Genomic DNA, 13,927 nt, shown 5'->3' with positions numbered 1-13,927 from the left:
GGCGGCCTAGTTTAGGGGCATTCATGTCGGGCCCTTGGCAGCGCTCTACCAGGCCATCCGGGCGAAGCGCTCGGCCAGGAAGTCCAGCCAGGCCCGCACCGCCGGCGACAAATGCCGGCGCGAGGTGTAGAGCGCATAGATCGCCATGTCGGGCGGCGCCCAGTCGGGCAGCACGCGCTGCAGGCTGCCATCGGCCAGGTGCGGATGGGCCAGGTAGCGCGGCTGCAGCGCCACGCCGCCGCCGGCCAGCGCGGCGCGCAGCAGGGCCGTGGCTTCATTGGCACTGAAATGGCTGCTGACGCCGACCTGCGCCCGCTCCTCGCCCCGCGTGAGCAGCCACTGGCTCTTGCCGAAGTTCGCGTAGCTCAGGCAGCGATGCGCGGCCAGATCGGCCGGCGCCTTGGGCAGGCCGGCGCGGGCCAGGTAGGCCGGCGAGGCCACCAACACCGAGGCGCATGGCGCCAGCACCCGGCCGATCAGCGCAGGGTCGGGCTCGGCACTGATGCGGATGGCCACATCGATGCGCGCCTCCACCAGGTTGAGCGCGCCCTCGCTGGCGTTCAGGTCGATCTTCAGTTGCGGATGCAGCTGCAAAAAATCCACCACCGCCGCCGCCACCTCGGCATAGGCCAGCGACATGCTGCAGGTGATGCGCAGTTGGCCGCGCAGCAGGTCCCCCTGGCTGCTGGTCTCGTCTTCCACGTCGCTCATCAGCGCCAGCATCTGCTGGCTGCGGCGCAGGAAGTGCTCCCCCGCGTCGGTCAGCGTCACGCTGCGGGTGGTGCGCTGCAAGAGGCGCGCGCCGAGCCATTGCTCCAGCGTCGCCACGCCACGCGTGACCATGGCGCGCGACATGTCCAGCCGCTCGGCCGCCGCGCTGAAGCTGCCGCTGGCAGCCACTTCCACGAACACCCGCATCGCCGTCAGCCTGTCCATGATTTGCCCGATTGATGAAACAGTCTTGCGCTGAATATACGGTTTATATGTTCAATTCCTGAAACTAGAGTTCAGTCCAGCGCCGCAGACCGCGCGCCACGTCTGTCCCGCAACACCAAGGAATTGCCATGATCCGCCGCACCCTCGCCGCCGCCGCTCTCTCACTCACGCTGGCCACGGCCCACGCCGCCCCGCCGCTGAGCGTCCAGGTCTACAACGCCGACGGCAAGAGCTTCAACGTCAACTCGACCCTGGTCTTCGGCGAGAAGGAGGCGATGGTGATCGACGCCGGCTTCACCCGCGCCGACGCCCTGCGCATCGCCGCCAAGGTGCTGGACAGCGGCCGCCAGCTCAGCACCATCTACGTGAGCCAGGCCGACCCGGACTACTACTTCGGTGTCGAGACGCTGAAGGAGATTTTTCCGCAGGCCGATGTGGTGAGCACGCCCGCCGTGCTCGACAAACTGCTGCCCAAGGTGGCGGGCAAGCTGGCTTTCTGGGGCCCCAAGATGGGCGCCAACGCGCCGCGCAAGCCGGTGCTGCCGCGCGCGCTGCAGGGCACGAGCCTGCTGCTCGAAGGCCAGACCATCGAGATCCGCGGCACGCAAGGCCTGCTGGCGCACCGGCCCTATGCCTGGATCCCGTCCATCAAGGCCATCGTCGGCAACATCGGCGTGTTCAATGGCATGCACGTGTGGACGGCCGACACCCAGAGCACCGCCGAGCGCGCCGCCTGGCTCGCCCAGCTGGACGAGATGGCAGCCCTGCAGCCCGCCCTGGTCGTGCCCAGCCACATGAGCGCCGGCAGCAAGACCGACGCCAGCGCGATCGCCTTCACCCAGGGCTATCTGCAAGCCTTCGAGAAGAACCTGGCCGGCAGCAAGAACAGCGCCGAGCTGATCAAGGCGATGCAGCAGGCCTACCCGCAGCTGAGCGAGGGCGCGCTGTCGCTGGACATCGGTGCCAAGGTCAACAAGGGCGAGATGAAGTGGTGAGGAGCGCGGCCGCATGAGCAACAACAACACCCCCACCATCAGCTATCTGTTCGACCCGCTGTGCGGCTGGTGCTACGGTGCTTCGCCGGTGCTGCAGCGCCTCGCCGAGCAGCCGGGCCTCCGGCTCGAGCTGGCCCCCACGGGCCTGTTCGCCGGCAGCGGCGCGCGCACCATGGACACGAGCTTCGCCGAGTACGCCTGGTCCAACGACCAGCGCATCGAGAAGCTCACCGGCCAACGTTTCAGCGAGGCCTACCGCACGCAGCTGCTGAGCCGGCCGGGCGGCCGCTTCGACTCGGGCGCCACCACGCAGGCCCTCAGCGCCGTGGCGCTGACCGCGCCCGAGCAGGAGCTGGCGACGCTGAAGCGCCTGCAGGAGGCCCGTTATGTGCAGGGGCTCGACACCGGCGAGCTGCCCGTGGTGGAGCAACTGCTGCGCGACGCGGGGCTGGGCGCCGCAGCCGATCTGCTGGCCACCGATGACGCGGCGCTGCAGGCCACCCACCGGGCCCGCATCGCCAAGGCTCTGGGCCAGATTCAGGCCCTGGGCGCCCAGGGCGTGCCGGCCCTGGTGCTCACGACGAAGCCTGGCCACAGCCAGCTGGTGCGCGGCAACGCGCTCTATGGCAGCTTCGAGCACTTGCTGGCCCAGCTCGGTGCCGCCTGAAACAATGCGGCCGAAGGAGGGCTGAACATGACAGGCGATCTCCACCGGGTCCTGGCCCATCTGCGGGCCGGGCACTGGAACGAGGCCCACAACCTCGTCCAGACCGACAACTCGCCGCTGGCCGCCTGGCTGCACGGCCTCCTGCACATCCAGGAGGGCGACCTGGAAGATGCCGAGTACTGGTACGGCCAGGCCGGTCGGCATTTCCGCAACCGGGGCACGCTGGCCGAGGAGTTGGTGAGCTTCGAGGCGAGCCTGGCGGCCGCCAGTTCGGGCACGCCTCCCGGATAGGGCAGGCAGCGGTGGCCCGACGCGGGGTGGAGAATCCCGGCCCAGGATTCGCGATTCCTTTTTCCCCATGAGCCTGCGCTACCAAACCCTGCCTGTGACACCCTTTCAGCAAAACTGCTCCATCGTCTGGTGCGACGAGACGCTGGACGCCGCCGTCATCGACCCCGGCGGCGAGCTGCCGAAGCTGCTGGACTTCGTGAGCAGGCAAGGCCTGACCCTCAAGGCGATCTGGCTGACCCATGCCCACATCGACCATGCTGGCGGCACCGGCGAGCTGGCGCGCACGCAGGGCCTGCCCATCATCGGCCCGCATCCGGGCGACCAGTTCTGGATCGATGGCCTGGCACAGCAGAGCGCGATGTTCGGCTTCCCGGCGGTCGAGCCGTTCACCCCCACGCGGTGGCTGGCGGATGGCGACCAGGTGCGCATCGGCAAGGAGACGCTGAACGTGCGCCACTGCCCGGGGCACACGCCGGGCCATGTGGTCTTCCACTCCGAGAGCGCGCAGCGGGCCTTCGTTGGCGATGTGCTGTTCCATGGTGGCGTGGGCCGCAGCGACTTCCCCGGCGGCGACGGGCCGCAGCTGATCCGCTCGATCACCGAGCGGCTCTGGCCCATGGGCGACGCCACGGTCTTCATCCCCGGCCACGGCCCGGAGAGTTCGTTCGGCGTGGAGCGCCGCAGCAACCCCTACGTGCGGGGCACTTGAAGCAAACGGCGACGGACGGCCTCAGGTCGGCAGTGGGCCGGCCACCGGGAAGCGCTGCGGCGGCTTCTCGGCGCGCTCGTACAGGCCCTGCACCTTGGGCAGGCTGGCCGAGATGTCCTTGATGCGCGTCTTGTTGGCCGGGTGGGTGGACATCCACTGCGGCGGCGCCCCCTTGGCGGCCTGGTTCATCTTCTCCCACAGGCTGATGCCGGCCGCCGGGTCGTAGCCGGCGCGCGCCGCCAGCTCCATGCCGACCAGGTCGGCCTCGCTCTCGTCATCGCGGCTGTAGGTCAGGGTCAAGAGGTTGGCGCCGATCTGCATCAACGCGTCGCCGAGGTTGCCGAGACCGAACAGGTTGGATATCAGATTGGCGCCGATGCGTGTGCCCGTGGTCTTGGCAATGCGCTCGCGCGCATGCTCGCGCAGCGCATGCGCGACCTCATGGCCCATGATGGTGGCAACCTCGTCGTCGGTCAGCTTGAGCTTCTCGAGGATGCCGTAATAGAAGGCGATCTTGCCGCCCGGCATGCAGAAGGCATTGAGCTGGGGGCTCACCACCAGGTTGACTTCCCAGCGCCATTGCCGGGCCCGCTCGTTCCAGGGCAGGGCCTGCGGAATGATGCGCTGGGCGATGGTGCGAAGCCGGCGGGTTTGCGGATGATCGGGCGGCAGCAGGGCGCGCTTCTGGCCGTAGTCGCGCATCATCTGCTGGTACTGCTGGGCGGCGCCCTGCTCGACCTGGCCCGCCGGGATCACATCCACAGTCCAGCTCTTCTTGCCCACATCCACGCCTTCGCGCGCGAGTGCTGGGAACGCGGCAGCAGCCAGCAGACCGCCGGTGAACAGGCGCCGGCCCGGCTGGCGGCAGTTGCAGCGGCCAAAGCCGAAATGCGGCTCGGCCTCGGGGGAGGATTCGTGGTGATGCGGCTCGGACATGGGCGCATTCTGCGATACAAACTGCGGCCATTCCGATGGCCCGACAATAGCCGCCATGCAGACGCCCGTCCCCGACGCCCTCCAGTTCCGCGCCGCCCTGGGCATGTTCGCCACCGGCGTCACCATCATCACGGCCCGTGCCGCCGATGGCAGCCTGGTGGGCCTGACCGCCAACTCCTTCAACTCGGTCTCGCTCACGCCGCCGCTGGTGCTGTGGAGCCTGGCCAGGCACGCCGGCTCGCTGCCTATCTTCAGCCGCGGCTCGCACTACGCGATCAACATCCTCGCGGCCGAGCAGAAGGACCTGGCCCAGCGCTTCGCCACGCGCGACATCGACCGCTTCGCCGGCCTCGCCTTCCGCGATGGCGCCGGCGGTGCGCCGGTGCTGGACGGCGTGGCCGCCTGGTTCGAATGCGCCAACCGCAGCCAGTACGAGGAAGGCGACCACGTGATCTTCGTCGGCGAGGTCGAGAGCTGCGGCCGCCGCGAGGGTGCGCAGCCGCTGATCTTCCACGGCGGCCGCTACTACACCGAGCTGCCGCTCTGAACGGCTGGAACGCCTAGAACGCCGGCGCGCCCCGCAAGGCGCCGAGCTCCAGCTTCAAGCGCGCGTTCTCGGCTTCCAGCTCGGCCACGCGGTGACGCAGCGCCTGCAACTCGTCGGCAGGCGCCGCAGCCTCGTCTGAGGCCACTTCTGCTGGCTCGACCTTGACGGTCACCCGCTTCTTGCCCTCGCGCACCCGCTTGGCGGCCTGCTTCAGCTCATCCTTGCCGCCGGCCACGGCCGCCTGCTGCTCCTCGGCCGGCAGCGAGGCCACGACGGCCGCCGCTGCCAGCGAGATCTGGCCGGTCTTGACCGCCGCGACCAGCTCAGGCGCCGCCTGCTTCTGGATCTTCTCGATCTGCAGCACCTGGGCGCTGCTGATGCGGGCGGCACGGGCCACGGCTTCACGGGTGTTCAGCGGCGCAACGGGAGGCACCTCGGCCCCGGGGACGACCGCCTCGGGTGACGGCGCATCCACCGCTTCATCGGCCGCATCGCGCGCCAGCAGCGCCGCACGGCGCGCGGCGACGATCTGCTTCTTGCGCAGGGCCAGCACGCCGCGCTGGTAGTCGGACACGCTGCGCCGCCCCAGGTGCTGGTCGATCATCCAGAGGTGCACATCCTCCAGCGTCTTGAAGCGCGGGTTCTGCATGGTGTTGAACGGCAGCCCATGCTTCTGGCACAGGCGGTAGCGGTTGTGGCCATCCACCAGCACATCGCCCCACAGCACCAGGGCATCGCGGCAGCCCTCGGTCAGCAGGCTGCGCTCCAGGGCCTCCTCCTCGTCGGGGGTCAGGGGCTCGATATAGGCTTTGAGGTCTTCGTTGACAACGATGTTCATGGGGCAGGGTCCCGGTGCAAGGGCCGGGACTATAGCCGTCCGTCCGCCGTCACCGCTCCAGCACTGGCAACACGGACCAGGCCGCCACGGCCGCGTTGATGAAACCGGCCCCGACATAGGCCCGACGCACCAGGCCCCGGGCGCGCAAGCTCGCCAATCCAGCATCCAGGCGTTGCTTCAGCTCAGGCGCGCCCTCGTGCTGTGCCGACAGCAGGTAGTGCCTTGTGCCCTGCAGCGCCACCTTGAGGCCGGGAATGGGAACCAGCCTGACGCCGCCGACCTCGAGGGCCAGGTCGGGCGTGGGCTGGAAGGGCGCCAGCACGAAGTCTGCCCGGCCGCTGGCCAGCATGCGCGGCATCAGCTCCCAGTTGCCGACATGCTGGATGTCGCGCAAGCCCAGTTGCTCCAGGGACTGCCAGTCGACGCGCCAATCGCGGTTGCACATGGCCTTCAAGGCCAGCACGTCGGCGAGGCTGCGTGCCGCCAAGGCGCGGCGGTTGCCCGCAGCGGTGTACAGGCCCGCCTCGAACTCGCCGTCCTGCAGCAGAGCGACACTGAAAAGCAGCCGGTGCTCGTCGGCCGGGAAGTCCTGCCGCCAGAAGCTGGTGCCGCTGCAGGCCGCATGGGCCTGGCTGAGCTCGCGATGCAGCCGGGCCGCCGTGGGCACCGGCTGCAGCGCGAGACCCGCCTCGCGCCTGCCTTCGGCCAGGGCCAGGTGCAGCAGCGCCAGCTCGACCACGTCACGGCGCGAGTGCGCACCGGCAAAGCTCGTCAACTGCTCAGCCCGCCGGCCGCCGAGAAAAGCCCGGAAGTCCCGCAGCACGTCGGCCGGCACGAGCACGGGAATCGGCGCCCGGGCGGACAGCGCCTGGCCGGCCGCTCCGCCCAGAAGCGTTGACAGCAAACGGCGGCGGGAGGGAAGCGTCGGCACGCGGCGTCTGGATACTGCACGCCTGACTTCGGCGCGAAGCCCATGCTACCCGAGCCCCGCCTCAGATCTGCACGCGCGTCCCGAGCTCCACCACCGCGTTGTCCGGCAGGCAGAAATACTCGGCCACGCCGCCGGCATTGCGGCTCATGGTGGCGAACAGGCGCTCGCGCCAGTTCGCCATGCCGGCCCCGGGCGTGGGCACGACGGTCTCGCGGCTGAGGAAGTAGCTGGTCTCGAACGGCGGCACGCGCAGGCCCTTGGGTTCACACAGGGCCAGGGCCTTCGGCACGTCGGGCCGGTCCATGAAGCCGAATCGCAGCGTCACGCGCCAGAAGGCCGGCGCCAGCGGCTGCAGCTGCACGCGCTCCTCTTCGGGAACCCAGGGCCGGTCCTCGAACAGCACGGTCAGGATGAGGTTGGTCTCATGCAGCACCTGGTTGTGCTTGAGGTTGTGGAGAAGCGCCTGCGGCACGGTGTCGGGGTTGGCCACGGCATAGACGGCCGTGCGCAGCGCCTGGTTCGTGCTGCCGCTCGCAGCCAGGTTCTCGACGAAGGGCAGCAGCTCCAGACCCTCGGCGCGGATGCTGCCCATCAGGAGCTCGCGGCCGCGCGCCCAGGTGCTCATCACCACGAAGAGCAGCAGGCCGAGGGCCAGCGGGAACCAGCCGCCATCAAGGAACTTGATCGCGCAGCCGGCCACCAGCAAGGCATCGAGAGAGAGGAACAGCAGCGTCGCCGGGATGGCCACGGCACGCGGCAGCCGCCAGCCCTCGCGCACCACCACATAGGTCAGCACCGTCGTGATCATCATGGTCAGCGTGACCGCGATGCCATAGGCGCCGGCCAGGGCCGAGCTGGAGCCGAACAGCAGCACGGCCGCCAGCACGCCGGCGAGCAGAGCCCAGTTGACCGCTGGCACATAGATCTGGCCCGCCTCGCTCGCCGAGGTGGCACGCACCTCCATGCGCGGCAGGAAGCCGAGCTGGATGGCCTGCTTGGTCATCGAATAGGCCCCCGAGATCACGGCCTGCGACGCGATCACCGCAGCCAGCGCGGCCAGCACCACGGCCGGCAGCACCAGGGATTCGGGGAAAAGGCGGTAGAACGGGTTCTCGATGGCGCCGGGGTCGGCCATGAGCAAGGCGCCCTGGCCCAGGTAGTTCAGGGCCAGCGACGGGAACACGAGGAAGGTCCAGGCCAGGCGGATCGGCCTGGCGCCGAAATGGCCCATGTCGGCATAGAGCGCCTCCGCGCCGGTCAGCGCGAGCACGATGGCGCCGAGCGCGGCAAACAGATGCCAGCCGCGCTCGCTCAGAAACTCCCAGGCATGGAGCGGATTCAGTGCCGCCAGCACAGCCGGTTGATGCTGGATGTGCACGACGCCGATGACGGCCAGTACGCCGAACCAGATGACGATGACCGGCCCGAAGATCTTGCCCACGGCCGCCGTGCCGAAGCGCTGCACCACGAAGAGGCCCACGAGGATGGCCAGCGAGATCGGCAGCACATAGGGCTTGAGCGCCGGCGTGACGACCTCCAGGCCCTCGATGGCGCCCATCACCGAGATGGCCGGCGTGATCACCGAGTCGCCATAGAACAACGTGGCGCCAAACACGCCGAGCAGCAGCAAGGCCTTGCGCAGCCGAGGCTTGCCCGCCACCGCATGCGTGGCCAGGGCCGTGAGCGCGAGGCCGCCGCCCTCGCCCCGGTTGTCGGCGCGCAGGATCAGGATCACGTACTTCAGGGTGACCACCAGCATCAGGGCCCAGAAGATCACCGAGACGGCGCCGATGATGTTGTGCGGGTTCAGGGCCACACCGGTGGCCGGCAGGAAGATCTCCTTGACCGTGTAGAGCGGGCTGGTGCCGATGTCGCCATAGACCACGCCGATGGCGCCCAGGGTCAGGGCGGCGAGGCCACTCTTGGCGGCATGGCCAGAAGATGAGGAAGAGGAGTCTGGATTCGTCATGCCCGCAGCTTCGCGCGGCGGGCATCAGGAACGCATAAGTCCGGCCCCGATGGCTCTATTTCTTCGCGCCGCGCAACACCTGGCCACCTTGCTTGAGCACCGCCGCCACGACGTGGCCGGCGGCATCGCGCTCGAACTCGATGACGGCGCCCACCGACCTGATCTCGATGCGGTCCTTGCCCGTGACCTCGGCGGCAAAGGCCGGCTGGCCCGTGCCCTGCAGCATCAGCTGGCCGTCCTTCTCGAAGATGCGGATGGCGAACTGCGGCACGAGCTGGAACTCGCCGGCCCAATCGCGCCAGGCCGGGTTCTTGATGCTGGGTGGCTTGTCCACGAGGCCCACGCGGCGTGCCTCCAGCAGGCCGCCCATCTGATGCCAGGCAAAGCGTTCGACCCGGCCCTCCACGGGCGCCTGCGGCCGCAGCAGGGCGGACAGGCCCAGCGGGTAGAAGTCGCCCCGGCTGTCATAGCGCAGCTCGGAAGGCTTGCCACCGGGAGACTGGGCCAGCAGCTTGCCGCCCTCTTCCCAGATCTTGATCGAGGTGCCGGCCAGCTCGTACTCGCCGGCCAGGGCCTGGCGGAGCGCCGCCGGGGCCTCGGCGGGCAGGCGGGCTTGCTGCGGCGGCATGTCCAGGCCCAGCAGCGAGAGGCCGAGTGGGCCGAGGCCACCGAGGTCGGCCAGCATGGTGTCTGCGAGCAGGACCACGCCCCGCTGTGTGGCCGGCTCCAGCAGCACCAGAGAGGAGAAGCCACCCGTGGCGCCCTCATGCATCACCAGCTGACGGCCTTGCACCTCGGGTCGCATCCAGTTCATCGCAAAGCCATGGGCGAGCGGCTGCTGGGTCTGGCGCATCAGCGCCACCGGCGCGGCCGGGCCGTCGCCCAGCTGGGCGCGGGCATAGCGCTCCATGTCGGCCAGCGAGGCCTTGACCATGCCGACGCCCGCCAGGTTGGTGGCGATGGTCCAGGCCGTCGTGGCCTCGCCGGTGGGCAGGTGGCCGGCGGCGGGCGCGGCGCCCAGAGGCTTTGACACATAGGCCGTGCTCATGCCCAGCGGCTTGAACAGCTGCTCGCGCAGCGCCGCCTCGTAGTCGCCACCCAGGTTGCGCGCCACGGCCAGCGAGAGCAGCATCATGGCGTAGTTAGAGTATTCGGCCTGGCTGCCTATGGGCCGCGCCAGCTTCACCTGCGCCAGCGAAGCGAGCAGCTGCGCCTCGCTCAGGCTCGCATAGGGGTTGCTCAAATCGCCCATGGCCATCCCGGGCGGCAACGCCGGCAGGCCGCTGCTGTGCGTCACCAGGTCGCGCACCAGGATCTGGCGCTCGCCCTGTCGCGGCACGGCCGTGCCCCCGGGCAGGTGCCGGGCGATGGGGTCGTCCAGCGACCATTGACCACGCTGGATCAGGCCGGCCACCAGGTAGGCCGTCATGGTTTTGCTGACCGAGCCGATCTCGAAGGCCGCGTCCTGCGCCGGCGCCGGGTCCTTGCGCGTGCCGGCACAGACCTGCGTCCGCAAGACCTGGCCCTTGTCGATCAGGGCGGCCTGCACGCAGGCGCCGGTGCGGTCGCCCGCGAAGCGGGCTTCGAGCCTGTGCTTGAGGGCCGCCTCGGTGTCGGGCAGGGGAAGCGGCGCAGCGCCCAGCAGCGCCGGCAGGGCGAGCAGGGCCAGCGCGAGCAGGGCTCGCTTCTTCATCATGGGTTCTCCTCCTGTTTGGGTTCTGAAACTTTGTCGATTTCGTCGATCTGCCGCTGCAACTTGCGCGCCATCCAGAGGTTGAGCAGCACGATACCCAGCAGCACCAGGGCCGTGATGGCATTGACCCAGGGATGCCAGGCCTGGGCGGCCGGCGTGGCCAGCTCCTGCTGGCGGCCCCACAGGAACAGCAGCAGCCCCGGCAGCAAGGGGCCGATGTACCAGAGCCAGACCGAGCGCAGCGCGTCGCGCTGGCGCACCAGCTCGGCACGGTGGAAGGCGAGCAGGTCAAGGCCCAGCGCCCTGGCTGGGTCGGCGGCCTCGGCACGCCGCTTCAGCTGCCACAGCAGGACGAAGATGCCGGCCACGATCAGCAGCGCACCGATCTTGGTGACCCAGTACGGAAAGATCCAGGCATAGAGCAGGAAGACCGGCACGACAATGGCCGCCGACAGACGCTCGCTGCGATTGCGCCGCGCGATGCGCTTGTGGAAGGCTGCGGCCTTCTGCGCCAGCTCCTCGGCCGCCAGGGCCTGCAGCGGCTCGGCCGGTTGCCCCTTCCACAGCTGATGCAGTTCGCTCATGACGGCTCCTTGAAGCCCAGCTGGCGCGCCAGCAAGGCCTTGATGCGGTGAATCTTGGTAGCCACATTGCGGGCCGACAGCCCGGTGATCTCGGCCATGGCGCCGGCGTCGAGGTCCTCCAGATAGAGCAGCATCAGCTCGCGGTCCAGCGGCTTGAGGCGGTGGACCAGGGCCAGCACGCGCTGCAGGTCGAGCCGGCGCTCGGTGTGGCCCGGGTCGTGGCGCTCGTCGGGCAGATGCTCGGCCTCTTCCAGATCGAGCATCTGCTGTGCCTTGCCGGCATGCTGCTGCACATGGCGCGCACCCACGTTGTGGGCCACGCGGTAGACCCAGGTGCGCAGCGAGCAGTCGCCGCGAAAGCCAGCGAGGCTCTGCCAGATCGCCAGGTGCAGCTCCTGCACCAGCTCCTGGCGCAGTGCCGCATCTCGCTCGTAGCCACCGCAAAAGCGCGCCAGCTCGGCGCCATGGGCGTCTATAGCCTGGCGGTACAGCTGGTCCTGCGGTGTTGAAGGGCTCATGGACTGGGTAGTGCGGGCCCGCGCCGACTTCTTACAAATCGCCGGCAGAATTTTTCTTCTACTGGCCCTCGACCAGGCGGTAGCCCACGCCCGGCTCGGTCAAGAGCCGCTGCGGGTCAGCCGGCTCCAGCTCCAGCTTGGCGCGCAGCTGGCCCATGTAGAGCCGCAGATACTGCGTGTGCTCGGTGAACTCCGGCCCCCAGACATCGGCCAGCAGGGCGCGGTGCGTGACCACCTGGCCGCTGGAGCGCACCAGGCGGGCCAGCAGCTTGAACTCGGTGGGGGTCAGGTGCTGCTCCACGCCATTCAGCTCCACGCGATGGGCGGCCAGGTCGACCTTGAGGCCATCCCGCTCGTAGCGGGTGACGGCCGGCTTGAGCAGGGTGCCGCGATGGCGCAGGGCCACACGCATGCGGGCCAGCAGCTCGCCGATGCTGAAGGGCTTGACCAGATAGTCGTCGGCTCCGGCATCGAGCAGGCGCACCTTGGAGCCATCGCCATGCCGGGCCGAGATCACCAGCACCGGCGTGCCCTTGCTGCGGCGCAGCTCGGCGAGCAACTGCTCGCCCTCGCCGTCCGGCAGGCCGAGGTCCAGCAGCACCAGGTCGGGCGCCTGGTCGTGCTGCAGGAGGGCCTGGCCTTCGCAGAGGCTGGCGGCGGTCTGCACCGCATAGCCCTCGACCTGCAGTGCGTCGCGCAGCGTGGTGCGCAACTCGCGGTCGTCTTCAACAAGCAGGACTCTCATTGGGGTTGGGCCGCCACCGGCAACCAGCATTCAAAACTCGAACCCCCATGCGAGCGGGCACGGTAGCGCATCTCGCCGCCATGGGCTCGGGCGATGGCGCGGCAGGCCGCGAGGCCAACGCCTGCACCGCGTGCGGACGCGCCATCTGGGCGTTGGCGATCCAGCTCCTGGCCGCGCTGAAAGACCTCGAAGATGCGCTGGCGCCAGGCCGGCGGCACGCCGGGGCCGCGGTCGCGCACGGCCAGCACGAGCTGCTCCGCGCCTTCACGCCGCACCAGGATCTCGACGCCACTGCTGCCTGCGTACTTGAGCGCGTTGTCCACCAGGTTCTCCAGCAACTGGGTGAGCAGCAAGGCGTCGCAGCGCAAGAGCGGCAGCTCGGGCTCGAGGCGGGCGCGGACGCGCGGCCCGTCCTCGGCCTCGAGCGCCCGGCGCTGGCGCACGCGGCGCAGCACGGCGCCCACCAGTTCCTCGGCTGACTCCCAGTCCAGCTTCAGCTGCACACCGGGCGCATCGAGGCGGGCCAGCTGCAAGGTGTTGTCGGTAAAGCGGCTCAGGGACCGCGTTTCATCCATCACCGTGTCGAGCAGGCGGCGGCGCTGGGCGCTGCTCAGCTTGTCGCCCTGCTCCTGCAGCGCCGAGGCGGCACTGAGGATGGTGGCCAGCGGCGTGCGGTAGTCGTGCGAGATGGCAGCCAGCAGGGCGTTGCGTGTGGCCTGGCCCTCGGCTTCGTCGTGGGCGCGCTGGGTGGCACGCTCGGTGACGCGGCGCTCCAGGGCCTGGCCCATCAGGTCGCAGAGGGCCTGCGCCTGCTCGCGCTGGCCGGTGTCGGTTGCGCTCTGCAAGGGCAGGCGGACCGCGCCGAAGCTGGTCTTGCGGCCGCGCATCGGCAGATACCAAGCGGCCAGTTCCTCGTAGCGGCCGGTGCCGGGGCCGAAGGCTTGGCCGGCACGCAGGCAGGCCCAGAGGCCGTCATGCGCATCGGCGTCGGGCTGGCCGTGGATCAGAGCGAGGCTGTCGTCATTGGTGGGCGGCAATTGGTCCAACAGGCACAGCAGCTGCACCGGCCCGACGGCCAGCGGTTGCAGAGCCTCGGTCAGCAGCGGCGCCTGCTCATCAGGTTGGGCGACATCGCGCAGCCGATCCGCCAGCCGACGCAAGGCCTCGGCCTGGGCCGCATGGCGCTGCGCCGCGAGGGCCTGCCAGCGCAACCGCGCCAGCAGGATCGAGGAGATCCAGCTCAGCAGCAGCATCGAGCCGAGCAGCAGCGAATGCGAGCGCAGGTCGACGGCGAAACTGCCGCGCGGCGGCACGAAGCACCAGTTGAAGGCGAGCACGGCCAGCAGGCTGGTGGCCATCGATGCCGGCACCGGCTGCCACAGCGAGGCCAGCGCCGCCGACATCACCAGCAGCATCGAGAGATTGGCCAGGTCAACCCGGCCATCCAGTGCCCACATGGCCAGTGCACCCAAGGCCCAGACCACGAGGGCGGGCCAGCGGTGCTTGCCGGGCAGGGGCTGCTGCTGCATCAGGTTCATGGCCGGCAGGCTAACAGGGCTGGCATCAGG

At 69.5% G+C, this 13,927-nt stretch carries 15 protein-coding genes; 5 read left to right on the top strand and 10 right to left on the bottom strand.

Annotated features, from left to right (window positions below):
* Positions 1 to 45 precede the first annotated feature (45 nt).
* Complete coding sequence (locus J7U46_RS16480) at positions 46 to 936, bottom strand: LysR family transcriptional regulator (RefSeq protein ID WP_282827788.1); 891 nt, start codon at positions 934 to 936, stop codon at positions 46 to 48.
* Between the two features lie 128 nt (positions 937 to 1,064).
* On the opposite strand from J7U46_RS16480, the gene J7U46_RS16475 reads away from it, so the two are divergent.
* The 4 genes from J7U46_RS16475 to J7U46_RS16460 all read left to right on the top strand — a co-directional run bounded on the left by J7U46_RS16475 (position 1,065) and on the right by J7U46_RS16460 (position 3,598).
* Complete coding sequence (locus tag J7U46_RS16475; protein WP_282827786.1) at positions 1,065 to 1,931, top strand: MBL fold metallo-hydrolase; 867 nt, start codon at positions 1,065 to 1,067, stop codon at positions 1,929 to 1,931.
* A gap of 13 nt (positions 1,932 to 1,944) precedes the next feature.
* Positions 1,945 to 2,598 (top strand): DsbA family protein, encoded by a 654-nt coding sequence (locus J7U46_RS16470; RefSeq protein WP_282827784.1) that lies wholly within the window; start codon positions 1,945 to 1,947, stop codon positions 2,596 to 2,598.
* Positions 2,599 to 2,625: 27 nt separating this feature from the next.
* Positions 2,626 to 2,889 (top strand): hypothetical protein, encoded by a 264-nt coding sequence (locus J7U46_RS16465; RefSeq protein WP_282827782.1) that lies wholly within the window; start codon positions 2,626 to 2,628, stop codon positions 2,887 to 2,889.
* Between the two features lie 67 nt (positions 2,890 to 2,956).
* The gene (locus J7U46_RS16460) at positions 2,957 to 3,598 is read left to right on the top strand and encodes an MBL fold metallo-hydrolase (RefSeq protein ID WP_282827779.1); all 642 of its coding nucleotides are present in this window, start codon (positions 2,957 to 2,959) and stop codon (positions 3,596 to 3,598) included.
* Positions 3,599 to 3,619: 21 nt separating this feature from the next.
* On the opposite strand, the gene J7U46_RS16455 is transcribed toward J7U46_RS16460, so the two are convergent.
* Positions 3,620 to 4,534, bottom strand: coding sequence for a M48 family metallopeptidase (locus tag J7U46_RS16455; RefSeq protein WP_282827777.1), 915 nt, complete (start codon positions 4,532 to 4,534; stop codon positions 3,620 to 3,622).
* A gap of 55 nt (positions 4,535 to 4,589) precedes the next feature.
* Between J7U46_RS16455 and J7U46_RS16450 the strand changes: the two genes are divergently transcribed.
* Entirely contained in the window at positions 4,590 to 5,081 is a 492-nt protein-coding gene (locus J7U46_RS16450) for a flavin reductase family protein (RefSeq protein ID WP_282827775.1), read from the top strand.
* Positions 5,082 to 5,094: 13 nt separating this feature from the next.
* Here the strand turns inward: J7U46_RS16450 and J7U46_RS16445 are convergent, their stop codons facing one another.
* The 8 genes from J7U46_RS16445 to J7U46_RS16410 form a co-directional block, all read right to left on the bottom strand.
* Positions 5,095 to 5,919 (bottom strand): plasmid replication/partition related protein, encoded by an 825-nt coding sequence (locus J7U46_RS16445; RefSeq protein WP_282827773.1) that lies wholly within the window; start codon positions 5,917 to 5,919, stop codon positions 5,095 to 5,097.
* A 49-nt stretch (positions 5,920 to 5,968) separates the two neighbouring features.
* Entirely contained in the window at positions 5,969 to 6,823 is an 855-nt protein-coding gene (locus J7U46_RS16440; protein WP_282827772.1) for a hypothetical protein, read from the bottom strand.
* An 88-nt stretch (positions 6,824 to 6,911) separates the two neighbouring features.
* Positions 6,912 to 8,819 carry a potassium transporter Kup gene (locus tag J7U46_RS16435; RefSeq protein ID WP_282827770.1) on the bottom strand — a complete coding sequence of 636 codons (1,908 nt, stop codon included), beginning with the start codon at positions 8,817 to 8,819 and terminating at the stop codon, positions 6,912 to 6,914.
* 55 nt (positions 8,820 to 8,874) lie between these two features.
* Positions 8,875 to 10,515: a serine hydrolase domain-containing protein gene (locus tag J7U46_RS16430; RefSeq protein WP_282827768.1), complete on the bottom strand. Its 1,641-nt coding sequence runs from the start codon at positions 10,513 to 10,515 to the stop codon at positions 8,875 to 8,877.
* Positions 10,512 to 11,096 (bottom strand): hypothetical protein, encoded by a 585-nt coding sequence (locus J7U46_RS16425; protein WP_282827766.1) that lies wholly within the window; start codon positions 11,094 to 11,096, stop codon positions 10,512 to 10,514. The genes J7U46_RS16430 and J7U46_RS16425 overlap by 4 nt, the downstream gene beginning before the upstream one ends.
* Complete coding sequence (locus J7U46_RS16420) at positions 11,093 to 11,614, bottom strand: RNA polymerase sigma factor (RefSeq protein WP_282827764.1); 522 nt, start codon at positions 11,612 to 11,614, stop codon at positions 11,093 to 11,095. The genes J7U46_RS16425 and J7U46_RS16420 overlap by 4 nt, the downstream gene beginning before the upstream one ends.
* A 58-nt stretch (positions 11,615 to 11,672) precedes the next feature.
* A complete protein-coding gene (locus tag J7U46_RS16415) occupies positions 11,673 to 12,359 on the bottom strand; it encodes a response regulator (RefSeq protein WP_282827762.1) in 687 nt (228 codons plus the stop codon).
* The gene (locus J7U46_RS16410) at positions 12,356 to 13,897 is read right to left on the bottom strand and encodes an ATP-binding protein (RefSeq protein ID WP_282827760.1); all 1,542 of its coding nucleotides are present in this window, start codon (positions 13,895 to 13,897) and stop codon (positions 12,356 to 12,358) included. The genes J7U46_RS16415 and J7U46_RS16410 overlap by 4 nt, the downstream gene beginning before the upstream one ends.
* Positions 13,898 to 13,927 lie beyond the last annotated feature (30 nt).

This window comes from Pelomonas sp. V22 (genome assembly GCF_030014915.1).
Classification (GTDB): Bacteria; Pseudomonadota; Gammaproteobacteria; order Burkholderiales; family Burkholderiaceae_C; genus JAUASW01.
Note: the sequence above shows the minus strand (reverse complement) of the source record. Positions and strands in the feature narration are given on the sequence as shown.

Coding starts and splice junctions, on each gene's coding strand:
- J7U46_RS16430 (WP_282827768.1), bottom strand. CDS start 10,515: ATGATGAAGAAGCGAGCCCTGCTCGCGCTGGCCCTGCTCGCCCTGCCG.
- J7U46_RS16475 (WP_282827786.1), top strand. CDS start 1,065: ATGATCCGCCGCACCCTCGCCGCCGCCGCTCTCTCACTCACGCTGGCC.
- J7U46_RS16465 (WP_282827782.1), top strand. CDS start 2,626: ATGACAGGCGATCTCCACCGGGTCCTGGCCCATCTGCGGGCCGGGCAC.
- J7U46_RS16460 (WP_282827779.1), top strand. CDS start 2,957: ATGAGCCTGCGCTACCAAACCCTGCCTGTGACACCCTTTCAGCAAAAC.
- J7U46_RS16470 (WP_282827784.1), top strand. CDS start 1,945: ATGAGCAACAACAACACCCCCACCATCAGCTATCTGTTCGACCCGCTG.
- J7U46_RS16445 (WP_282827773.1), bottom strand. CDS start 5,919: ATGAACATCGTTGTCAACGAAGACCTCAAAGCCTATATCGAGCCCCTG.
- J7U46_RS16480 (WP_282827788.1), bottom strand. CDS start 936: ATGGACAGGCTGACGGCGATGCGGGTGTTCGTGGAAGTGGCTGCCAGC.
- J7U46_RS16410 (WP_282827760.1), bottom strand. CDS start 13,897: ATGAACCTGATGCAGCAGCAGCCCCTGCCCGGCAAGCACCGCTGGCCC.
- J7U46_RS16420 (WP_282827764.1), bottom strand. CDS start 11,614: ATGAGCCCTTCAACACCGCAGGACCAGCTGTACCGCCAGGCTATAGAC.
- J7U46_RS16425 (WP_282827766.1), bottom strand. CDS start 11,096: ATGAGCGAACTGCATCAGCTGTGGAAGGGGCAACCGGCCGAGCCGCTG.
- J7U46_RS16450 (WP_282827775.1), top strand. CDS start 4,590: ATGCAGACGCCCGTCCCCGACGCCCTCCAGTTCCGCGCCGCCCTGGGC.
- J7U46_RS16435 (WP_282827770.1), bottom strand. CDS start 8,819: ATGACGAATCCAGACTCCTCTTCCTCATCTTCTGGCCATGCCGCCAAG.
- J7U46_RS16455 (WP_282827777.1), bottom strand. CDS start 4,534: ATGTCCGAGCCGCATCACCACGAATCCTCCCCCGAGGCCGAGCCGCAT.
- J7U46_RS16415 (WP_282827762.1), bottom strand. CDS start 12,359: ATGAGAGTCCTGCTTGTTGAAGACGACCGCGAGTTGCGCACCACGCTG.